Genomic DNA, 21065 nt, shown 5'->3' with positions numbered 1-21065 from the left:
TCAGCCCGGCAGCACGGCCAGCTCGTGCGGGCGGACGTTCACCGGCTCGCCACCGTCGGCGGTCACCAGCACGATGTCCTCGATCCGTGCGCCCCACGCGCCCGGGAAGTAGATGCCCGGCTCCACGCTGAAGGCCATCCCCTCGGCCAGCTCGACGTGGTTGCCGCCCACGATGTAGGGCTCCTCGTGCACCGAGAGCCCGATACCGTGGCCGGTGCGGTGCACGAACGCCTCGGCCAGCCCCGCCTGCGCCAGCACGTCCCGGCAGGCGGCGTCCACCTCCTCCGCCCGCACCCCCGGGCGCACCGCGTCCAGGCCGGCTTGCTGGGCCCGCTGCAGCACCGCGTACTGCGCGGCCACCTCCGCGCTGGGCTCACCCAGGCTGTAGGTACGGGTGCAGTCGGAGAAGTAGCCCGGGTCCACCGGCCCGCCGATGTCCACCACCACCACGTCGCCGGGCTGCAGCACCCGGTCGGACACCTCGTGGTGCGGGTCGGCGCCGTGCGGGCCGGAGCCGACGATGATGAACTCCGCCCCGGTGTGCCCCTCGGCGACGATCGCGGCCTCGATGTCGGCGGCCACGTCCGCCTCGGTGCGCCCGGGCTTGAGCCACTCGCCCATCCGGGCGTGCACCCGGTCGATGGCGGCGCCGGCGCGGCGCAGCGCGTCCAGCTCGGCGGCGTCCTTGCGCATCCGCAGGCCGCGCAGCACCGGGGTGGCCAGCACCTGCGGCGCCCCGCACGCGGCGGCCAGCGGCAGGGCGTGCAGGGCAGGCATGGCGTCGCTGACGGCCGCCCGCGCCGGGGTGGGCAGCAGCCCGGCGACCAGCGCGTACGGGTCCACGCCGTCCACCCAGTCGTGCACGGCCAGGCCCAGCTCGCCCGCCGCCGAGGGCCGCAGCGCCGCCAGCTCCAGCCGCGGCACCACCACCGCGGGCTCGCCCTGCACCGGCACCACCAGGCAGGTCAGCCGCTCGAAGGAGCTGGCCCGCGAGCCCAGCAGGTACTGCAGGTCCGGGCCGGGGGTGATCAGCAGGGCGTCCACTCCGGCGGCCTCCGCAGCCACCGCGGCGCGCTCCAGGCGGTCGGCGTAGACGGAGGCGGGCAGGCGTTCGGCACTCATGCCTGCACGGTAGCCGCCCAGCACCCGCCGCCGTCCTGGCAGGATCGACTCCCATGACGCGCACCCTCATGCTGCTCGACGGCGCCAGCCTGTGGTTCCGGGCCTTCCACGGCGTGCCGGAGTCGCTCACCTCCCCGGACGGGCGCCCGGTGAACGCGGTGCGCGGGTTCACCGACATGGTGGCCACCCTCATCACCCGCACCCAGCCCGACCGGCTGGCGGTGTGCCTGGACCTGGACTGGCGCCCGGCCTTCCGGGTGGCGGCGGTGCCCTCCTACAAGGCCCACCGGGTGGCCGAGGAGCGTCCCCCTGGCCAGCTGGACGCCGAGGAGGTGCCCGACCAGCTGGCCCACCAGGTGCCGGTGATCATGGACCTGCTCTCGGCCGCGGGCATCGCCACCGCCGGCGCGCAGGGCCTGGAGGCCGACGACGTGCTGGGCACCCTGGCCGCCCAGGAGAGCAGGGACGCGGTGGTGGTGGTCAGCGGTGACCGCGACCTGCTGCAGGTGGTCTCTGACGACCCCGTGCCGGTGCGCGTGATCTACGTGGGCCGGGGGCTGGCCAAGGCCGAGGTGTTCGGGCCGGAGGACGTCGCCGAGCGCTACGGCGTGCCCGTGGAGCGGGCCGGCGCCGCCTACGCGGAGATGGCCACGCTGCGCGGGGACGCCTCCGACGGGCTGCCCGGCGTGGCGGGCATCGGCGCCAAGACCGCCTCCCAGCTGCTGCTCACCTACAAGTCCATGGACGCCCTGCGCGCGGCCGCCGCCGACGAGGGCTCCGGCATGGCCCGGGCCTCGCGGTCGCGGATCACCGCCGCCGCCGACTACCTGGACGCCGCGCTGCCGGTGGTGCAGGTGGTGCGCGACGCCGACGTCGAGCTGTCCAAGGACGACGAGCTGCCCAACACCCCGGCGCGGCCGGAGGAGCTGAGCGCCCTGGCCGAGCAGTGGGGCGTGGAGAGCAGCGTGGCACGGCTGGTCAAGGCGATGGCCGCGCTGCAGCGCTAGGGCGGAGCGCCGCCCGGCGAGGGCCTGGCCTAGCGGTCCCGGTGCGGGAGGATGTCCTCCTCGTGGTCGAGCTCGCGCTGCAGCGCCCGCAGGTCGAGGTCGGAGAGCCGGCCGGCGTCGCGCCAGCGCAGGATCTCGGCCCGCTGGGCGTCGATCACCGCCCGCCGGGCGCGCAGGCCCGCCTCGTAGGCCGGGGAGATGGGCAGCTCACCGTCCTCGGCTGACTCCAGCAGGTCCACCCGCTTGCGGTAGCGCGCCAGTCGTCGCCGCAGGTTCGCCCGGGACCCCTCCATGATGTCGGCGGGAACCTGGTCGTCGGCGTCCAGCTGGTTCAGCCGGACCAGGCCCGCCTGGGCAGCCGCGGCCCGCGCCTCGTTGCGCAGCAGCGCCGCGCCGGTGACGTCAGCCCGCAGCCCCGTCAGCCGCACCAGCGGGGCGAAGGTGACGCCCTGGCCGACCAGCGTCACCAGCACCACCAGGTACGCGCAGAACAGCAGCAGGCTGCGGTCGGGGAACGGCTCACCCGCCTGGGTGAGCAGCGGCAGGGAGAAGATCGCGGCCAGGGTGATCACGCCACGGGTGCCCGCCCAGCTGAGCACCAGCACCTCGCGGCCCCCGAGGCGCTGCTCGCCGCCGCTACCGCTGCCCCCGAGGCGGGTGCGCAGCCGTCGGGGCAGCCACTGGGTGAGCACCAGCCAGGCTGGCCGGATCAGCAGCACCAGCGCCACGGTCACCACCGACGCCCCGACGATGGTGGACACCGGGTACTGGTTGAGGTCGCGGACGATCAGCGGCAGCTGCATGCCGATGAGCAGGAAGACCGCCCCCTCCAGCAGGAAGTCCACCAGCCGCCACACCGCGCTGGTCTGCAGCCGGCTCGCCCCGGACACCAGCCGCGGCGTGTCGTGCCCGACCACCAGGCCGGCGATGACCACGGCCAGCACCCCGGAGACGTGCACCTCCTCCCCGAGCAGGTAGGCCAGGAACGGGGTGGCCAGCGAGATCGCGTTGAGCATCAGCGGGTCGCTGACGTAGCGGCGCAGCAGTCGCACCAGCAGGGCCACCGACACGCCGACGAAGACCCCGCCGGCCGCGGCAGCCAGGAAGTCCACCGTCGCGCTGCCGTAGGAGAACCCGCCGGTGGTGGCGGCGGTGACCGCCACCGCGAAGGTGGTCAGCGCGGTCGCGTCGTTGAGCAGACCCTCGCCCTCGATGAGCGTGATCAACCGCGGCGGCAGCCCGGCCTTGCGCCCGATGGACAGCGCCGCCACCGGGTCAGGTGGGGCGACCGCGGCGCCCAGGGCCACCGCGGCAGCCAGCCCCAGCCCGGGCACCACCAGGCTCACCCCCACCCCGACGAGCAGCGCGGTGACCAGCACCAGCACCACGGAGAGGCTGATCACCGCCCGCAGGTTGGTGCGGATGGCCGACAGCGAGGAGTTCAGCGCCGCGCTGTAGAGCAGCGGCGGGAGCAGGAAGGTGAGGACCACCTCGGGATCGAGCTCGAGGTTGGGCCCGGGCAGCGCGGCGTAGATCAGGCCGCTCACCGTGAGCAGCGCCGCCACCGGCAGCCCGGACCGGTCGGCGACCACCTCGGCCAGGACGATCACGGCCACCGCAACCAGCAGGTAGACGAGGACGTGCGTCACCGGTTCTCCTCACTGGTTCCCGCCGCACCGGACGTCAGCGGTGGACCACTCTAGGCGGCCGCGCCCGCCGGCCGCCGGTGAGCGCCACCGCCGCGAGGGACTCAGTAGTAGGTGCCGCTCCAGGGCAGCCGAGGCGTGCCGAAGAGGGCGTCGGCCCTGGCGAGGACCTCGCTGCTGCCCCGCACGCGCCCGGCCGCGGCCAGCTGCGTGAAGGAGGTGCCGCCCAGGTACACCGCGGCCAGCTCACCCACCTCGCAGTGCAGCTCGGCCTCGGCGTCGGTGCGCTGCACCCCGTCGGTGCTGACCCGGTAGCGGCCGGAGTTGTCCGGCATCAGCTGGTCGTCCACCCCGATCACCACCGGCTCACCAGCGCCGTAGCTGCGCGCGGACAGCGCCGCGGGCACGTCCAGCAGCCGCAGCCAGGTCTCGTCCTCGACGTCGGTGGTGACCGCGGCACGGGGGTCCACCAGGGCCAGGTCGAGCACCGGGTCGAGCGGACGGCCGTGGGCCAGCAGGTGCTCGGAGAGGTCGATGCCGAAGGCGGCCTGCCACAGCGCGAGCTCCACGCGCTCGTCCACCGCGCGGAGGTCGAGCACCTCCACCACGGCCTGCTGCGGGTCGTCCCAGCCGTCCCGGTTGTTGACCGTGTACAGGAGGAAGCCGTCCACCTGGTCGTCGTCGTCCACGGTGCACAGCACCCACACCGGGCGGTCCTTGTGCAGGTGCCGATCGACCATCCCCGCCCACCACCAGCTGGGCCGGGACACGGTGCCCGGCCTGGCGGTGCGGATGCGCTCGTAGACCGCGGGGAGCTCGCGCACGGCGGCCTCGGGGGTGATCATCTTCAGGCGGCGCTCGGCGGCGGCGCCCGGGCGCAGCACCGCGCGGCGCCGGGTCACCTTCAGGGTGGCGTAGGTGGAGGCCACGCCGTAGCCGAACCGCGAGTAGATGGAGGCCTCGGTGGCCCGCAGCACCGCCACCAGCGCACCGTTGTCGCGGGTGGTCTGCAGCTGCGCCTGCATCAGCGCCCGCAGGTAGCCGCGACGACGACGGTCGGCGCGCACCCCCACGCTGCTGACCGCGGCGGCGGGCACCCGCCCCCCGGGCACGTCCAGCTCCACCTCCCAGGAGCGCGCGACGCCACCGACCACGCCGTCGTCCTCGACGATGCCCTGCACCAGGCTGGCCCGGTACATGGGCAGCGACCGCTCCCACATCTGGTCGGTGACCGGCCCGATGAGGTACGCGCCGCCGAACACCTCCGCGGCCGCGCGGTGCAGGGTCTCCGGCAGGACGCGCACGGTGGGGACAGGGTTGTCGTTGGGGGTGCTCACCCCGTCATCCAATCAGCACGGCGAGCGCCGTGATCAGGGCCTGCCCACTTGGTACGTGCCGTCGTCGTCAGTGATGCTCACCTTGATGTCGGACTCCTTGCCGTCCACCGTCGCCTTGCAGGTGAAGGTGTTGCCGCTCTTGACCTCTTGCCCGTCGGGGCAGGACACCCCGGTGACCTCGCCGGTCTTGTAGGTGTCGGTGAGCACCTTCTGCACCCCGTCCTGCACGGCCGTGGGGCTCAGGGTCTTGGTGACGGCGAAGCCGGGCGCCACGAAGGCCAGCACCGCCAGCACGGCCAGCGCGACCACGGCCAGCCCGGCACCGGCGTACAGCGGCGTGCGCGACTTGGTGGTGGCCGGCGGCGGGGTGACGAAGGGTGCACCACCGAGCTGGCCGGTGGGCGGGCCGTAGGGCGGCGGACCCTGGGGCGGGGCCGGCGGCTGGGTCGGCGCACCGTAGGGCGGCTGACCGGGGTAGCCCGGCTGCCCCTGGGGCTGGCCCGGCGGGCCGTAGGGCGGCTGCGGCTGACCGCGGTAGGGCGCCTGCGGCGGCGGACCCTGCGGCGGCGGACCCTGCGGGGGACCGCCGGGCTGGGGACCACCCGGACGCGGCGGAGCGCCACCCCAACCCTGCTGCTGGCTGCCGTCCGGCTGGCCGTAGCTGCCCTGGTACGGCTGCTGCGGCCCGCCCCACGGCGGCTGCGGAGGGTCGTTGGGGCCATGTGGGCTGCTCATCGAAACGCCTCCAGGTCGGGGTGTGTCAGTACGAATGTTCCGACAGCATGCCAGTTTTGGCGCTTCCCCGGATCAAGAGGTGCCGAGCGCGACCACTCCGCGGCGGACCGCGGCGACGGCGTCCCTGGCCACCGCGCCCATCGGGGTGCCCGCCGAGGCCACCCGCACCTGGTCGAGCAGGTCCACCACCTGGCGGCACCACCGCACGAAGTCACCGGCCGACAGCAGCTGGCCGTTCTCCCCTGCCGCGGCGAGCACGTTCGTCAGCGACTCCCCGCGGGCCCAGCGGTACACCGGCCACGCGAAGCCGAGGTCGGGCTCGCGGGTGGGGGCGAGCTTGTGGCGCCGCTCGTCGGTGGTGAGCGCGTCCCAGAGGTACGTCGTGTCGGCCAGCGCGGTGCTGACGGACCCGGCCGGCACTCGGGGCACCGACTCGGTCTCCCGTCGGGACTCGAAGACCACCGCCGACACCACCGCGGCCAGCTCGGCCGGGTTCAGCGACTCCCACACGCCGCGGCGCAGGCACTCCGCCACCAGCAGGTCGGACTCGCTGTAGATGCGCTCCAGCCGGCGCCCGTCCTTGCTGACCTCCTGGTCGGGCCCGGTGCCCTCCAGGTAGCCACGCTCGGCCAGCAGCGCCCGGATGCGGTCGAAGGAGCGGGCCAGGGAGTGAGTGGTGGCCGCCACCTGCTGGCGCAGCTTCTCGGTCTCGGCGGCGAGGCGGGCGTACCGCTCGCTCCACCGCGCGTGGTTCTCCCGGTCCTCGCAGCCGTGACAGGGGTGGGCCCGCAGCGCCCGGCGCAGCGCGGCCAGCTCGGCGTCGTCGGCGGCGGACGTTCGGCGCTTGCCCACCCGGCCGGGGGCGGTGATCCCGCTGGCCCGCAGGGTGGAGGCCAGGTCGCGGCGCACGCGGGGCACCTGGTGCTCCACCCGCCGGGGCAGCGTCAGCCGTCCCAGCACCTCGGCAGGGGTGGGGAAGTCCGCGGCCGACAGTCGTCCGGCCCAGCGGTCCTCGGTGAGCACCAGCGGGCGGGGGTCGGCATCGTCGGGCCCGGTGTCGAGCACCACCGCGAGCCCGGCACGACGCCCGCCCGGTACGGCGATGACGTCGCCGCGGCGCAGCGCCTGCAGGGCTTCCTCCGCCTCGTGGCGCCGGGCCGCGCTGCCCTGCTTGGCCAGCCTGCGCTCGCGGTCGGTGATCTTGGCCCGCAGCTCCGCGTAGGAGGCGAAGTCGCCCAGGTGGCACTCCATCTGCTCCCGGTAGCCCGCCATCGCCTCGGTGTTGCGGTCGATGGTGCGGGACAGGCCGACCACCGACCGGTCGGCCTGGAACTGGGCGAACGAGCGCTCCAGCAGCATGCGGGCGGAGTCCGGGCCCATCGCGGCCACCAGGTTCACCGTCATGTTGTAGGAGGGACGGAAGGAGCTGCGCAGCCGGAAGGTGCGGTTGGAGGCGAGACCGGCGACCTGGGTGGGCTGCACGCCGGGCTGCCACAGCACCACGGCGTGGCCCTCGATGTCGATGCCACGGCGGCCGGCGCGGCCGGTGAGCTGGGTGTACTCCCCCGGCGTCAGGTCGGCGTGCGACTCCCCGTTGTACTTGACCAGGCGCTCCAGCACCACGGTGCGTGCGGGCATGTTGATGCCCAGCGCCAGCGTCTCCGTGGCGAACACCGCCCGGACCAGTCCCCGGACGAACAGCTCCTCCACGGCTTGCTTGAACGCGGGCAGCATCCCGGCGTGGTGAGCGGCGAAGCCGCGCATGAGAGCCTCGCGCCACTCCCAGAAGCCCAGCACCGCCAGGTCGGCCTCGGGCAGCTCGGCGGCGTGCCGGCTGATGATCTCGGCGATCTCCGCTGCCTGCGCCTCGGTGGTCAGGCGCATCCCGGAGCGCACGCACTGGGTGACGGCGGCGTCGCAGCCGGCCCGGCTGAAGATGAAGGTGATGGCCGGCAGCAGCCCCTCGGAGTCGAGCTTGGCGATCACCTCCGGGCGGGGCAGCGGACGGTAGGTGAGCTGGCGGTACCCACCGCGCTGGGACTGGCGAGCGCGCTGGGCCTGACGGCCGCGCTGGTGCCGAGGCTGGAACGCGTCTTCGCGCCGCTCGCGCTGCTGGACGTGGTGCACCAGGTCGGGGTTGACCACGAGCTTGCGGTCCCCGGTGTTGTCGCGCTCGTTGAACAGGTCGAACAGCTGGCGGCCCACCATGACGTGCTGCCACAGCGGGACCGGGCGGTGCTCGTCCACCACCACCGTGGTGTCCCCGCGCACGGTGGAGATCCACTCGCCGAACTCCTCGGAGTTGCTCACCGTGGCCGACAGGCCCACCACCGCGATCTCCGGCGGCAGGTGCAGGATGACCTCCTCCCACACCGCGCCGCGGAAGCGGTCGGCCAGGTAGTGCACCTCGTCCATCACCACGTAGGACAGGTCGCGCACCGACTCCGAGTCGGCGTAGAGCATGTTGCGCAGCACCTCGGTGGTCATCACCACCACGGGCGCACCGGAGTTGATGGAGGTGTCCCCGGTGAGCAGGCCGACGTTGCGCTTGCCGTGGCGCTCCACCAGGTCGGCGTACTTCTGGTTGCTCAGCGCCTTGATGGGCGTGGTGTAGAAGCACTTGGTGCCGCCAGCCAGCGCCAGGTGCACGGCGAACTCGCCGACGATGGTCTTGCCCGCGCCGGTGGGCGCGCACACCAGCACGCCGTGCCCGTCCTCCAGCGCCTCGCAGGCCGTGACCTGGAACGGGTCGAGCTCGAACGGGATTCCAGCGGAGAACTCAGCCAGCCGCGGGTGCTGGTTGCGCTGTCGTGCAGCCGCGTAAGCGTCCGCCGGTGATTGCGTGTCGGCCACGGGCTCCAGGCTGCCACAGCAGCCCGGCCCTCGGTCCAGTGGCCGTGCTCGTCACACCCGCCGCGCGAAGCACCTGATCAGGTGGCGTCGTCGTAGCTGCGTGAGCCCACCCCGCTGGTCGACCCCACGCTGCTGGTCGGTGGCACCCCGCTGGTCGGTGGCACCGGCTCGGGCTCCGGGATGGGTGAGGCCTCGTCGTCGCTCCAGGAGTCCCAGCCCTGGTCGACGCGCCTGCGGGCCTTGCGGCGGTCGTGCAGCCGGGCCACCTGCACCGCGGCCTCGAACAGGATCACCAGGGAGAACGCCAGCGCGAGCATGCTGAACGGGTCCTGGCCGGGGGTGGCGATGGCGGCGAAGACGAACAGCCCGAAGATGAAGCCGCGGCGCCACTCCTTGAGCCGCGCGTAGGTGAGCACGCCCACCAGGTTGAGCATCACCACCAGCAGCGGCAGCTCGAAGCTGATCCCGAAGATGATGATCAGGTTGATGATGAAGCTGAAGTACTGGTCGCCGTTGAGCGCGGTGATCTGCACCTCGGTGCCCACCGACAGCAGGAACGACAACGCCTCCGCGACGACGACGTAGGCCAGCACGGCGCCGCCGACGAACAGCGTGGCACCGGAGGCGACGAACGGGATGGCAAAGCGCCGCTCCCCCTGGTGCAGACCTGGGGTGATGAACCGCCACACCTGCCACAGCCACACCGGGCAGGCCAGCACCACACCGGCGGTGAGCGCCACCTTGAGGCGAAGCATGAACTGGTCGAACGGCGCGGTGGCCAGCAGCCGACAGCTGTCGTCCGGACCGATCTGCGCGCGCGACGTCGACGGGAGGGAGCAGTAGGGACCCTTCAGCAGGTCGCCGAGGCTCTGGGTGCCCAGCACGCCGTGGGAGTACCAGAGAAAGCCCAGGATGGTGGTGATGACGACCGCGATGCCGGCCTTGGTGACCCGGCTGCGCAGCTCGTACAGGTGCTCGACGAGGGACATCGAGCCGTCAGGGTTCGGTGGGCGGCGCCGTCGAATCTTGCGCCACCCCGACGGAGCGGACACCCTCGGCTCAGCTGGCCTTCTCAGAGTGCTCGGTCGGCAGCTGCTGGGCCTGGACCTGCTGCGCCTGCGCCTGCTGGGCCTGGACCTGCGGGGCAGGCTGGACCGGCACCTGCTGGACCGGAACCTGTTGCGCCGCGGTGCCGGCCTGCGGCACGGGCGGGATCACCGGGGGCGCGGTGGGCAGCGCCTGCGGGGCCGGGGCCGCCGCCTGGGTGGGAGCTGGCTTGTCGCCGTCGGAGCCCAGGTCCTTGATCTCGCTCTTGAAGATGCGCAGCGAGCGGCCCAGCGAGCGGGACGCGTCCGGCAGCCGCTTGGCGCCGAAGAGCACGACCAGCACGATGAGCACGATCAGCCAGTGAACGGGACTGAGAGATCCCATGAGATACCTCCGGTGTTGGGCCTGTGTTGAGGGTACGCGGCCGAGGTGTCCATCGCGTGACCCGACGCTGACCGGCAGGTGACACGCCGCGGGCTCACCCGGCGGGTTCGGTCGCCTCGTGGCGGGCGTAGGCGGCCAGCGCCGCCTGGGCCCGCTCCGTGCGGTGCTGCTCCAGCGCGGCCGGGGCGAGCACCCGCACCCCCGCACCGAGGCCCAGCACCAGCCGGGTGATCCACTCCAGGTCGGTGTAGCGCAGGGTGATGCGCAGCCGCCCCTCGCCCAGCTGGATGAGGTCCTGCACGGGGTAGTACTCGGCCACCCAGGCGTGCTGCGGGGCCAGCTCCAGCACCGCCTCGGGCAGGTCGTCGCCCAGCTCGAAGAGCTCGTGGGCCTGGCGCTCACCGGTGGTCGCCGGCAGCACCTCGGGCAGCACCGTGACGTCGTCGATCCGGTCCACCCGGAACATCCGCTCGTCCTCCACCCGCCGGCACCACGCCTCCAGGTAGCTGCGCCCGTCCACCACCAGCAGCTGGCGCGGCTCCACCACCCGGTCGGTGACGTCGTCGCGGGAGGCGGTGTAGTACCGGATGCGCAGCGGGTGGCGCTCGGCCAGGGCGTTCTTCAGCGTCGCCGTGGTCTCGGCGGTGGCCGCGTCCTGCGCGCTCTCGCTGACCCCCACGGTCACCGCGCTGGGACCGCTGCCGCCACCGGCCGCGGCCTCCACCTTGGCCAGCGCCCGCTCCACCACGTCGCGCTCCACCAGCCCGCCGACGTCGCCCAGCGCGCGCAGCGCCACGGCCAGGGCGCCCGCCTCGGCCCGGGACAGCCGCAGCGGCCGCTGCAGCCCGGCGTCGAAGACCACGCTCACGGTGTCGCCCTCGAAGGACAGGTCGATCAGCTCGCCGGGGCCGTAGCCGGGCAGCCCGCACATCCACAACAGCTGCAGGTCCTTGCGCAGCTGGGTGGCACTGACCCCCAGCTCGGCGGCGGCCTCCTCCACCCGCACGCCGGGGTGCGCCTGCAGGTACGGCACCAGCGACAGCAGCCGGGGCAGCCGGTCGGTCAGCCCGCTCACGCCAGGGCTCCGGCGAGCAGCAGCAGCACGCGCTCGCGCAGCTCGGGCGGGGCGAGCACCACCGCATCGGCGCCGTAGCCGGCGATGGACCGCGCGGCGACGTCGAGGTCGGGCAGCTGCACCCGCACCACGTCCCCGTCGCGGGTCTGCTGCACCACCTCGGCGCCCCGGCGCAGCCCCACGGCACGGTCCGGGGCGAGCAGCAGGGTCGCCTCGACCGCGGCCTGCGGGGCCGGGCCGGCGGAGGCGGCGACCAGCGCGAGCAGGTCGGCGCCGTCGGGGACGGTGACCGCGCCGGCCGGACCGACCGCCTTGGCGTCGGCGATGCGCGAGACCCGGAAGCAGCGCACGTCCTGCCGGGCCCGGTCGTGGCCGACCAGGTACCAGCGGCCGCGGTAGGACACCACCCCCCACGGCTCGACGGTGCGCGCCGTGGGCTCCGACGCCGGGCCGCGGCGGTGCAGGAAGGTCACCACCCGGCCTGCGTCCACCGCGGCCACCAGCGGGCCGAAGGCGGGGTCGCTGGCGTGCACGCGGGGCTGCACGCCGGGCGCGGCGTCGGTGTCCACCTCCACCCCGGCCGCGCGCAGCTTCAGCACCGCGTTGTGCGCAGAGGTGGCCATCTGCGGGGAGTCCCAGAGCCGGGCGGCCAGCGCCAGCGCCGCGGCCTCGTCCGGCGCCAGCTCGATCTCGGGCAGCTCGTAGTCGCGCCGGGCGATGCGGTAGCCCTCGTTGGGGTCCAACCCTGAGTTGCGGCCGGTCTCCACCGGCACGCCCAGCTCGCGCAGCTCGGACTTGTCCCGCTCGAACATCCGGAAGAACGCCTCGTCGCTGGGGGCGTCGCTGTACCCGGCCACGGTGGAGCGGATGCGCTCGGCACTGAGGTACTGCCGCGTGGACAACAGGCAGAGCACCAGGTTGACCAGACGTTCACTACGGGCGGAGGACACACGCATACCCTAGGTTGCTGGCAGCGAACAGTGGCGAAAGCGCGGTCGGGGGCGTGGTGCAGGTGCTGCAGCACAAGGGTTCTCGCACACGTGCGCTGCTGGCCTCCTGCCACCCCGAGCCCACCGTGGCCGTCACCGCGGTGGCCGGGCTGCTCGCGGTGGTGGCCGGGCGGGGTGCGGCGAGCCTGTGGGTGCTGGGCGCGGTGCTCACCGGCCAGCTCTCCATCGGGTGGCTCAACGACGCGGTGGACGCCGCCCGGGACCGGGCCGCGGGCCGGGAGGACAAGCCGGTGGCCCGGGGTGAGCTGAGCACGCGGACCGTCGGCGCCGCCGCGGTGGTCGCGGCGGTGGTGAGCGTGCCGCTGGCGGTGGCCGCGGGCTGGAACGGGCAGAGCGCGGTCGGGGTGACGCTGGGCCTGCACCTGCTGGTGGTTGGTGGGGGCTGGGTCTACGACCTGGGCGTGAAGTCCACGGTGCTGTCGGTGCTGCCCTACGCGGTGGCCTTCGGGGCGCTGCCGGCGTTCGTCGTCGCCCCCGTGGCCACGGTGCCGTGGTGGCTGGTGGCGGCAGGCGCACTGCTGGGCAGCGGGGCGCACTTCGCCAACGTGCTGCCCGACCTGGCAGCGGACGCAGCCACTGGGGTGCGTGGGCTGCCGCACGTGCTGGGCGCCCGCGGGTCGGTCACGGCCACCGTGGTGCTGCTGCTGGCCGCGTCGGTGCTGCTGGTGCTGGGCCCGCAGAACCTGCCGTGGGTGGTGGGCGCCGCGGCGCTGGTCACCGCGGTGGTGGCCGTGGGCGTCGGCCTGCTCACCTCGCTCGGGCTCTTCCGCGCGGTGGTGTGGGTGGCGCTGGTGGACGTGGTGCTGCTGGTGCTCTCCGGCAGCGCGCTGCGCTGAGCAGCTGCCCCGCGGCGCCTACATGGAGGCGATGAGGCGGTCCACCCGCTCGTCGACCGAGCGGAACGGGTCCTTGCACAGGATGGTGCGCTGCGCCTGGTCGTTGAGCTTGAGGTGCACCCAGTCGACGGTGAAGTCGCGCTCGGCGTCCTGCGCGGCGGCGATGAACTCACCGCGTAGCTTGGCCCGGGTGGTCTGCGGCGGGGTCTGCTCGGCGGTCTTGATCGCGGTGTCGTCGGTGACCCGAGCGACCAGGTCCTTGCGCTGCAGCAGGTCGAAGATGCCGCGGCCGCGCCGGATGTCGTGGTAGGCGAGGTCCAGCTGGGCGATCCGCGGGCTGGACAGGTCCATGTCGTGCTTGTCCTGGTAGCGCTGGAACAGCTTCTGCTTGATGGCCCAGTCGATCTCGGTGTCCACCTTGGACATGTCGTCGGACTCCACGGCGTCCAGGGTGCGCCCCCACAGCTCCACCACGCGGTCCATGCTCGGGTCGGGCTCTCGGCGGGTGAGGTAGTCGACCGCCTTGGAGTGGTACTCCCGCTGGATGTCCAGGGCGCTGGCCCCCTTGCCCCCAGCCAGGCGCACGGGGCGCCGGCCGGTGAGGTCGTGGCTGATCTCCCGGATGGCGCGGATGGGGTTGTCCAGCGCGAAGTCGCGGAAGACCACGCCCTCCTCGATCATCTCCAGCACCAGGGCGGCGGAACCCACCTTGAGCATGGTGGTGGTCTCGGCCATGTTCGAGTCACCCACGATGACGTGCAGCCGGCGATACTTCTCGGCGTCGGCGTGCGGCTCGTCGCGGGTGTTGATGATGGGCCGCGAGCGGGTGGTGGCGGAGGAGACGCCCTCCCAGATGTGCTCGGCGCGCTGGCTGAGGCAGAAGCGCGAGCCCCGCGGGGTGTGCAGCACCTTGCCCGCGCCGGCGATCAGCTGGCGGGTGACCAGGAACGGCAGGAGCACCTCCGACAGCCGGGAGAACTCACCCTGGCGGCCGATCAGGTAGTTCTCGTGGCAGCCGTAGGAGTTGCCGGCCGAGTCGGTGTTGTTCTTGAACAGGAAGATGTCGCCACCGATGCCCTCGTCGGCCAGGCGCTGCTCGGCGTCGGTCAGCAGCTCCTCGAGGATCCGCTCGCCCGCCTTGTCGTGGCTGACCAGCTGCACCAGGTCGTCGCACTCGGCCGTGGCGTACTCGGGGTGCGAACCGACGTCGAGGTAGAGGCGTGCGCCGTTGCGGAGGAAGACGTTGGAGCTGCGACCCCAGGAGACCACCCGTCGGAACAGGTAGCGGGCAACCTCGTCCGGACTCAGCCTGCGCTGGCCCTTGAAGGTGCACGTGACGCCGAACTCGGTCTCGATACCCATGATTCGTCGCTGCACCTTGTCGACCCTACTCAGCCCGGAGGCTGCGGCGCTGAACGACGAGCAGCATCACCTGGTCAGCGACGAAGAGACTTGTCAGGCAACTGGACCGGGGCCCGGGTCCGGGGTCTCGTCCGTCCCGGCGCTGGTGGTGCCCTCGCCCGCCGGCGGCGCAGGCTCGGGGCTGGTGGCGGCCTGGGCCGGCAGCAGGGTGGCCAGCTGTGCGGCGGCCAGCCGGCGGAACGCCCGGCGTGGGCGCGCCTGCTCCAGGACGGCGACCTCCAGCGAGTCCACCGGCACCGAGCGGGCGCCGCCGTTGGTGTGCTGCTGCAGCGCGGCCACGGCCAGCTCCAGCGCCGCCTTGAGCTGCAGCCCCGGCTGGTAGTGCTCCTTGAGGTAGGCCGACAGCGGCTCGGTGCTGCCACCCATCACGATGAACCGCGACTCGTCGGCGATGGAGCCGTCGTAGGTGATCCGGTAGAGCTGCGCCACCGGCTCCGACGCCTCCGGCCGGCCCACCTCGGCCACGCAGATCTCCACCTCGTAGGGCTTGGGCTGCTCGGTGAAGATGGTGCCCAGCGTCTGGGCGTAGGCGTTGGCCAGCGACTGCCCGGTGACGTCGCGGCGGTCGTAGGAGTACCCACGCAGGTCGGCGTGCTGGATGCCGGCGCGGCGCAGGTTCTCGAACTCGTTGTACTTGCCCACCGCGGCGAAGCCGATGCGGTCGTAGATCTCGCTGACCTTGTGCAGGGTGGCCGAGGGGTTCTCCGCCACGAACAGCACGCCGTCGGCACAGGTGAGCACCACGACGCTGCGACCTCGGCCGATTCCCTTGCGCGCCAGCTCCGAGCGATCGCGCATGATCTGCTCGGCGGAGGCGTAGTACGGCATGGTCACGGCGGGGCTCCTGTGCTCGGCTCGGGTCGGGACGGGTGGGAGGTGCTCAGCCGCCGGGGTTGAGGTGCCGCTCGGCCACCACGGCCTCGGCGACCTCGGCCACCTGGGGCTCGGGCAGCCGCACCGCACCGTGCTCGGCGGTGATGGTGACCACCGACGGGTACAGCCCGCGGACCAGGTCCGGCCCACCGGTGGCGGTGTCGTCGTCAGCGGCGTCGTAGAGCGCCTCCACGGCGGCCCGCACCGCGGTGGCCTCGTCGCTGTCGGCCACGTAGCGCTTCTTCAGCGCCGAGCGCGCGAACAGCGAGCCCGACCCGACGCTGTGGAAGCCGGAGTGCTCCTCGTAGCGCCCACCGGTGACGTCGTAGGTGATGATCCGGCCGGCGTGCACCGAGTCGGTCGCGTCCACGTCGTAGCCGACGAACAGCGGCACCACGGCCAGTCCCTGCATGGCCGCGCCCAGGTTGGAGCGGACCATCGAGGCCAGCCGGTTGGCCTTGCCGTCCAGCGACAGCGGCATGCCCTCGATCTTCTCGTAGTGCTCCAGCTCCACGGCGAACAGCCGCACCAGCTCGATGGCCACGCCGGCCGTGCCGGCGATGCCCACCGCGGAGTGCTCGTCGGTGACGAAGACCTTCTCGATGTCGCGCTGGGCGATGAGGTTGCCCATGGTGGCGCGCCGGTCACCCGCGATCAGCACGCCCCCACCGAAGGTGAGGGCGACGATCGTGGTGCCGTGCGGTGCCATGTTCTCGGTGAGGGTGCTGGTGGGGTGCCGGTTGCCCGGGAGCAGCTCCGGGGCGGTGCGGCGCAGGTAGTCCGTGAACGACGAGGTGTCCGGACTGGCCCCTTCTCTCATTCCCCACCCTTCTGCACGTAGGCGCGGACGAACTCCTCCGCGTTCTCCTCCAGCACGTCGTCGATCTCGTCCAGGATGTCGTCGGTGTCCGAGCTCTGCTGCTCGCGACGCTCCTGGCCGGCGCCACCGAGCTCCTCGGCACCCTCGTCGTCGCCACCACCACTGCGCTTGGTCTGCTCCTGGGCCATGTTCGACTCCCTCGTTCTCTGGTGCCGTTGCTGGGGGACCAGCGCGTGCACGTCCCTATCGAAACACTACCCACGCGCCCCTGCCCAGGACGCGAGGTGACCGCGGCCGGTCAGCCGTTGGTGAGCGCGTCCACCAGCTCCACGGCCGAGTCGACCGAGTCCAGCAGCGCCCCCACGTGCGCCTTGCTCCCCCGCAGCGGCTCGAGCGTGGGGATGCGGACCAGCGACTTGCGGCCGACGTCGAAGATCACCGAGTCCCAGCTCGCGGCGGTGATGTCGGCGCCGAAGCGGCGCAGGCACTCGCCGCGGAAGTAGGCGCGGGTCTCGGTGGGCGGGTTGGTGACCGCGGCCAGCACCTGCTCCTCGGTGGTCAGGCGCTTCATCGAGCCCCGGGCCACCAGCCGGTTGTACAGCCCCTTGTCCAGGCGCACGTCGGAGTACTGCAGGTCCACCAGGTGCAGGCGGGAGGCGCCCCAGCCCAGGCCCTCGCGGTCGCGGAAGCCCTGCAGCAGGCGCAGCTTGGCCGGCCAGTCCAGCAGCGACGCGCACTCCATCGGGTCGCGCTCGAGCATGTCCAGCACCCGCGCCCAGGTGGCCAGCACGTCCTCGGTGCGCTCGTCGCGCTCGCGGTCCAGCGCCACCATCTGCGACACGCGCTCGTGGTAGATGCGCTGCAGCTGCAGCCCGGTGAGGCGTCGGCCGTCCGCCAGCTCCACCCGCTGCTTCAGCGTGGGGTCGTGGCTGATCTGGTGCACCGCCTGCACGGGGTGCGCCAGCTGCAGGTCGGAGAGGTCGGCGCCGTGCTCGATGAGGTCGAGCACCAGCGCGGTGGTGCCCAGCTTCAGGTAGGTGGCGGTCTCGGCGAGGTTGGCGTCGCCGATGATCACGTGCAGCCGGCGGTACTTGTCCGCGTCGGCGTGCGGCTCGTCACGGGTGTTGATGATGCCGCGCTTGAGAGTGGTCTCCAGCCCGACCTCGACCTCCATGTAGTCGGCGCGCTGGGACAGCTGGAAGCCGTCCTTCTCGCCGGCCTGGCCGATGCCCACCCGACCGGAGCCGACGATCACCTGGCGGGAGGCGAAGAACGGGGTGAGCCCCACCACGATGGCGTCGAACGGGGTGGAGCGGGCCATCAGGTAGTTCTCGTGGGTGCCGTAGGAGGCGCCCTTGCCGTCGATGTTGTTCTTGTACAGCTGCAGCTTGGGGGCGCCGGGAACGCTGCCGGCGTGCAGCGCCGCGCGCTCCATCACCCGCTCGCCGGCCTTGTCCCAGATGACCCCGTCCAGCGGGTCGGTCACCTCGGGGGCGGCGAACTCCGGGTGGGCGTGGTCGACGTAGAGGCGGGCGCCGTTGGTGAGGATCATGTTGGCCGCGCCGACCTCGTCCACGTCGATCACCGGCGTGGGCTGGCCAGGACGGGTGAGGTCGAAGCCGCGGGCGTCGCGCAGCGGCGACTCCACCTCGTAGTCCCAGCGGGTGCGCTTGGTGCGCGGCACCGCCGCGGCGGCGGCGTAGGCCAGCACTGCCTGGGTGGAGGTCAGGATCGGGTTGGCCGTGGGGTTGCCCGGCGAGGAGATGCCGTACTCCACCTCGGTGCCCATGATTCTTCGCATGCGCACAATCTACGGCCGCACCGCGCGCAGCGACGTTCGTGGTTGGTGGTACTTGCAGACGCACCCACCACCGCGAAAGCGTCTGTGACCGCTACCAAGTGGACGTGACCGGCCTGGACACCCGCTGCCGACCGTCCGTTCGCGCGCCTCAGACCTGCTCGGCCTCGGTGTGTCGGTCCACCTCGTCGGGGTCGGAGTCCCACACCACCAGCTCGGCCAGCACCTCGGACACCTCCGGTGCGGTGAGCAGTGCCAGGTGGCCGGTGCTGGGCAGCACGTGCAGCTCGTCCAGCGGACCGCGGGCGCTGTGCAGCGGCACCAGCCCGTCGCCCACGGCCGCAGCCCACCAGGTCTGCGGGTCCGCCGCCAGCGTCGCGGTCACACCCACGTGGCGCACGCCCGGCACCAGCGGCAGCCGGTTGGCGCGGCGCAGGTCGTCGATGCCGATGCTGCGCACGTCGATCAGCTCGCCCCAGCTGCGGCTGCCCCACCACCAGCTCAGCGCCCGCGCCAGCCGGTGCGCGCCGTCGGCCAGCGGCGCGCCCTCGTGCGGGGTGCCCAGGTAGCAGACCGTGCGCACCCGCTCCAGCCACGTCTGCGCGTCGTCGTGGTGGCACGCCTCGCGCAGCACCAGCCCGCCCATGGAGTGCCCGACCAGGTCGATGCGCTCCACCGGCACCGGCCACGCCTGCAGCAGCTCGCCGAGCAGCCCGGCCAGGCGCGCGCCGTTCTCGGCGATCGAGCGGCCGGTGTTGTACCGCATCACCACCGGGGTGACGCCTAGCTCGGCGAGGTGCTCACCGTGGCTGCCGCGGCCCTGGTTGCGGTACCACCACGCCTGCTCGGTCTCCCCCAGCCCGTGCACGAACACCGCGAGGTGACCGGTGGCGGTGGTGTAGGAGGCGGTGAGCAGCGCGGTGTCCAGCCCCACGACCTTGCGCTGGTGGTGCGGACCCAGCTCCACGGCCAGGTGGTTGCCGTCGGCCAACAGCTGGTCACCCAGCAGGCCGTTGACCGCGCCCACCAGCACCGAGCCGGCCGCCGTGCCGGTGACGACGTGGGACACCCGCTCCGCGGGCAGCTGGTCGCTGACCGCGGTCACGATCCCGGCCGTGGCCCGCGCACCGGCGCGCACTCCGGCGTAGGTCAGGGCGGCGATGCTGTTGTGCATCAGCCACGCGGGCAGCCCGAACGGACCGACCGCGGCGAAGACGGTGTTGGCGATGGTTCGGTGCGTGCCCTGCACCGGTCGGCTGAGCACGTCGACCGCATGGGCGAGCAGCTGAGCGGTGGCCCCGACCTCGTTCCTGGTCGGTGTCGCTCGTGTGCCCTGCTCGCCCATGCGGCCCCCTGGTGCCTGGAGTCGCCGCCGGGACCTAGAGGTACTGCCCGGTGTTCGACTCGGTGTCGATCGCCCGGCTGGCTCCGGCGGACTTGCCGGTGACCAGCGTGCGGATGTAGACGATGCGCTCGCCCTTCTTGCCCGAGATCCTCGCCCAGTCGTCGGGATTTGTCGTGTTGGGCAGGTCCTCGTTCTCGGCGAACTCGTCCACGATCGAGTCGAGCAGGTGCTGCACCCGCAGTCCGGTGGCCCCGGTCTCCAGCACCTCCTTGATGGCGTACTTCTTGGAGCGGTCGACGATGTTCTGGATCATCGCGCCGGAGTTGAAGTCCTTGAAGTACAGGACCTCCTTGTCGCCGTTGGCGTAGGTGACCTCGAGGAACCGGTTGTCGTCGGTCTCGCTGTACATCCGCTCCACCACCCGCTGGATCATGCCGGTGATGCAGGCCTGGCGGTCGCCGTCGAACTCGGCGAGGTCCTCCTCGTTGATCGGCAGGTCCGGGGTGAGGTACTTGGAGAAGATGTCCTCCGCCGACTCCGCGTCGGGCCGCTCGATCTTGATCTTCACGTCCAGGCGGCCGGGCCGCAGGATGGCCGGGTCGATCATGTCCTCGCGGTTGGAGGCGCCGATGACGATGACGTTCTCCAGGCCCTCCACGCCGTCGATCTCGCTGAGCAGCTGCGGGACGATGGTGGTCTCCACGTCCGAGGAGACTCCCGACCCGCGGGTGCGGAAGATGGAGTCCATCTCGTCGAAGAACACGATCACCGGCGTGCCCTCGGAGGCCTTCTCCCTGGCGCGCTGGAAGATCACCCGGATGTGCCGCTCGGTCTCGCCGACGAACTTGTTGAGCAGCTCGGGGCCCTTGATGTTGAGGAAGAACGACTTGGCCTCGCGGGGGTTGTCGCCCCGCGCCTCGGCGATCTTCTTGGCCAACGAGTTGGCCACCGCCTTGGCGATGAGGGTCTTGCCGCAGCCCGGCGGGCCGTAGAGCAGCACCCCCTTGGGCGGGCGCAGCGCGTACTCCTTGAACAGCTCGGCGTGCAGGAAGGGCAGCTCCACCGCGTCCCGGATCTGGTCGATCTGCCGGCCCAGGCCACCGATGTCGGAGTAGTCGACGTCGGGCACCTCCTCCAGCACCAGGTCCTCGACCTCGGCCTTGGGCACCCGCTCGTAGGCGTAGCCGGCCTTGGTGTCCACCAGCAGGGAGTCACCGGGACGCAGGACCAGCGGGTCCGGGTCGTCCGGGTCGGCGATCAGCGGGTCGGCCAGCCACACCACGCGCTCCTCGTCGGCGTGGCCCACCACCAGGGCACGCTGGCCGCCGTCGAGCAGCTCCCGCAGGGCCGACACCTCGCCGACCCGCTCGAACCCGGTGCTCTGCACCACCGTGAGGGCCTCGTTCAGCCGCACCGTCTGGCCCCGGCTGAGGTCGCTGATGCTCAGTGCCGGGGAGACCACGAGCCGCATCCGCCGGCCCGAGGTGAACACGTCCACCGTGTCGTCGTCGTTGGCGTCGAGGAAGACGCCGTAGCCACTGGGGGGCTGCGCGAGTCGGTCCACCTCCTCCTGCAGCACCAGCAGCTGTTGGCGGGCGTCCTTGAGGATCTCGAGCAGCTTGGCGTTGCGCTGGGTCAGGGAATCGATCTTTCGAGCAGAGGCCTCGGGTGCTCCCGCTTGCTCGTCGGTAGTGTCCGGCCGATCTGATGTGCTCACCGGCGTCTCCTCGCGTAGGGAACTTCTACGCTACAAGG

At 72.5% G+C, this 21065-nt stretch carries 18 protein-coding genes; 2 read left to right on the top strand and 16 right to left on the bottom strand.

Translation table 11 applies throughout. The features are described 5' to 3' along the window. The gene (locus ELX43_RS08130) at window positions 1–1122 is read right to left on the bottom strand and encodes a Xaa-Pro peptidase family protein (protein WP_127782932.1); all 1122 of its coding nucleotides are present in this window, start codon (window positions 1120–1122) and stop codon (window positions 1–3) included. Window positions 1123–1175: 53 nt separating this feature from the next. On the opposite strand from ELX43_RS08130, the gene ELX43_RS08125 reads away from it, so the two are divergent. Further along, complete coding sequence (locus ELX43_RS08125) at window positions 1176–2129, top strand: 5'-3' exonuclease H3TH domain-containing protein (protein ID WP_127782931.1); 954 nt, start codon at window positions 1176–1178, stop codon at window positions 2127–2129. Between the two features lie 29 nt (window positions 2130–2158). Here ELX43_RS08125 and ELX43_RS08120 read toward each other — a convergent pair whose 3' ends face one another. The 8 genes from ELX43_RS08120 to ELX43_RS08085 all read right to left on the bottom strand — a co-directional run bounded on the left by ELX43_RS08120 (window position 2159) and on the right by ELX43_RS08085 (window position 12156). Beyond that, complete coding sequence (locus tag ELX43_RS08120; protein WP_127782930.1) at window positions 2159–3778, bottom strand: Na+/H+ antiporter; 1620 nt, start codon at window positions 3776–3778, stop codon at window positions 2159–2161. A gap of 101 nt (window positions 3779–3879) precedes the next feature. Then, window positions 3880–5112 (bottom strand): GNAT family N-acetyltransferase, encoded by a 1233-nt coding sequence (locus ELX43_RS08115; RefSeq protein WP_164860614.1) that lies wholly within the window; start codon window positions 5110–5112, stop codon window positions 3880–3882. A 33-nt stretch (window positions 5113–5145) separates the two neighbouring features. Beyond that, window positions 5146–5847, bottom strand: coding sequence for a DUF4333 domain-containing protein (locus ELX43_RS08110; RefSeq protein WP_127782928.1), 702 nt, complete (start codon window positions 5845–5847; stop codon window positions 5146–5148). Between the two features lie 72 nt (window positions 5848–5919). After that, the gene (locus ELX43_RS08105) at window positions 5920–8634 is read right to left on the bottom strand and encodes a DEAD/DEAH box helicase (protein WP_206518218.1); all 2715 of its coding nucleotides are present in this window, start codon (window positions 8632–8634) and stop codon (window positions 5920–5922) included. Between the two features lie 143 nt (window positions 8635–8777). Continuing rightward, a complete protein-coding gene (tatC, locus tag ELX43_RS08100) occupies window positions 8778–9689 on the bottom strand; it encodes a twin-arginine translocase subunit TatC (protein WP_127782926.1) in 912 nt (303 codons plus the stop codon). A 70-nt stretch (window positions 9690–9759) separates the two neighbouring features. Further along, complete coding sequence (gene tatA / locus ELX43_RS08095; protein ID WP_127782925.1) at window positions 9760–10131, bottom strand: Sec-independent protein translocase subunit TatA; 372 nt, start codon at window positions 10129–10131, stop codon at window positions 9760–9762. A gap of 94 nt (window positions 10132–10225) precedes the next feature. Next, complete coding sequence (locus ELX43_RS08090) at window positions 10226–11206, bottom strand: WYL domain-containing protein (RefSeq protein WP_127782924.1); 981 nt, start codon at window positions 11204–11206, stop codon at window positions 10226–10228. After that, window positions 11203–12156, bottom strand: coding sequence for a WYL domain-containing protein (locus tag ELX43_RS08085; RefSeq protein ID WP_127782923.1), 954 nt, complete (start codon window positions 12154–12156; stop codon window positions 11203–11205). The genes ELX43_RS08090 and ELX43_RS08085 overlap by 4 nt, the downstream gene beginning before the upstream one ends. 53 nt (window positions 12157–12209) lie before the next feature. On the opposite strand from ELX43_RS08085, the gene ELX43_RS08080 reads away from it, so the two are divergent. Beyond that, window positions 12210–13052, top strand: a complete 843-nt coding sequence (locus ELX43_RS08080; RefSeq protein ID WP_241249832.1) for a UbiA family prenyltransferase — start codon at window positions 12210–12212, stop codon at window positions 13050–13052. A gap of 18 nt (window positions 13053–13070) precedes the next feature. Here the strand turns inward: ELX43_RS08080 and pafA are convergent, their stop codons facing one another. The 7 genes from pafA to arc form a co-directional block, all read right to left on the bottom strand. After that, window positions 13071–14429, bottom strand: coding sequence for a Pup--protein ligase (gene pafA, locus ELX43_RS08075; protein ID WP_127782922.1), 1359 nt, complete (start codon window positions 14427–14429; stop codon window positions 13071–13073). A 78-nt stretch (window positions 14430–14507) separates the two neighbouring features. Continuing rightward, complete coding sequence (prcA, locus tag ELX43_RS08070; RefSeq protein WP_127782921.1) at window positions 14508–15308, bottom strand: proteasome subunit alpha; 801 nt, start codon at window positions 15306–15308, stop codon at window positions 14508–14510. A gap of 46 nt (window positions 15309–15354) precedes the next feature. Beyond that, a complete protein-coding gene (gene prcB / locus ELX43_RS08065; RefSeq protein ID WP_127782920.1) occupies window positions 15355–16167 on the bottom strand; it encodes a proteasome subunit beta in 813 nt (270 codons plus the stop codon). Continuing rightward, window positions 16164–16355, bottom strand: coding sequence for a ubiquitin-like protein Pup (locus ELX43_RS08060; protein ID WP_127782919.1), 192 nt, complete (start codon window positions 16353–16355; stop codon window positions 16164–16166). The genes prcB and ELX43_RS08060 overlap by 4 nt, the downstream gene beginning before the upstream one ends. A gap of 110 nt (window positions 16356–16465) precedes the next feature. Beyond that, window positions 16466–17968: a depupylase/deamidase Dop gene (gene dop, locus ELX43_RS08055; protein WP_127782918.1), complete on the bottom strand. Its 1503-nt coding sequence runs from the start codon at window positions 17966–17968 to the stop codon at window positions 16466–16468. 148 nt (window positions 17969–18116) lie between these two features. Then, window positions 18117–19310, bottom strand: coding sequence for an alpha/beta hydrolase (locus ELX43_RS08050; protein ID WP_127782917.1), 1194 nt, complete (start codon window positions 19308–19310; stop codon window positions 18117–18119). Window positions 19311–19344: 34 nt separating this feature from the next. Then, window positions 19345–21027: a proteasome ATPase gene (gene arc / locus ELX43_RS08045; RefSeq protein ID WP_127782916.1), complete on the bottom strand. Its 1683-nt coding sequence runs from the start codon at window positions 21025–21027 to the stop codon at window positions 19345–19347. Between the last annotated feature and the right edge of the window lie 38 nt (window positions 21028–21065).

Origin of the sequence: Rhodococcus sp. X156 (assembly GCF_004006015.1) — a bacterium.
Taxonomy (GTDB): domain Bacteria; phylum Actinomycetota; class Actinomycetes; order Mycobacteriales; family Mycobacteriaceae; genus X156.
The sequence above is the reverse complement of the archived record's forward strand: the minus strand, read 5'-3'. Positions and strand labels throughout refer to the sequence as shown.

What these genes read in the sequence shown, in the direction of transcription:
- ELX43_RS08110 (WP_127782928.1), bottom strand. Translation starts at nt 5,847, where the DNA reads ATGAGCAGCCCACATGGCCCCAACGACCCTCCGCAGCCGCCGTGGGGC.
- ELX43_RS08050 (WP_127782917.1), bottom strand. Translation starts at nt 19,310, where the DNA reads ATGGGCGAGCAGGGCACACGAGCGACACCGACCAGGAACGAGGTCGGG.
- ELX43_RS08130 (WP_127782932.1), bottom strand. Translation starts at nt 1,122, where the DNA reads ATGAGTGCCGAACGCCTGCCCGCCTCCGTCTACGCCGACCGCCTGGAG.
- ELX43_RS08125 (WP_127782931.1), top strand. Translation starts at nt 1,176, where the DNA reads ATGACGCGCACCCTCATGCTGCTCGACGGCGCCAGCCTGTGGTTCCGG.
- ELX43_RS08060 (WP_127782919.1), bottom strand. Translation starts at nt 16,355, where the DNA reads ATGGCCCAGGAGCAGACCAAGCGCAGTGGTGGTGGCGACGACGAGGGT.
- tatA (WP_127782925.1), bottom strand. Translation starts at nt 10,131, where the DNA reads ATGGGATCTCTCAGTCCCGTTCACTGGCTGATCGTGCTCATCGTGCTG.
- tatC (WP_127782926.1), bottom strand. Translation starts at nt 9,689, where the DNA reads ATGTCCCTCGTCGAGCACCTGTACGAGCTGCGCAGCCGGGTCACCAAG.
- dop (WP_127782918.1), bottom strand. Translation starts at nt 17,968, where the DNA reads ATGCGAAGAATCATGGGCACCGAGGTGGAGTACGGCATCTCCTCGCCG.
- prcB (WP_127782920.1), bottom strand. Translation starts at nt 16,167, where the DNA reads ATGAGAGAAGGGGCCAGTCCGGACACCTCGTCGTTCACGGACTACCTG.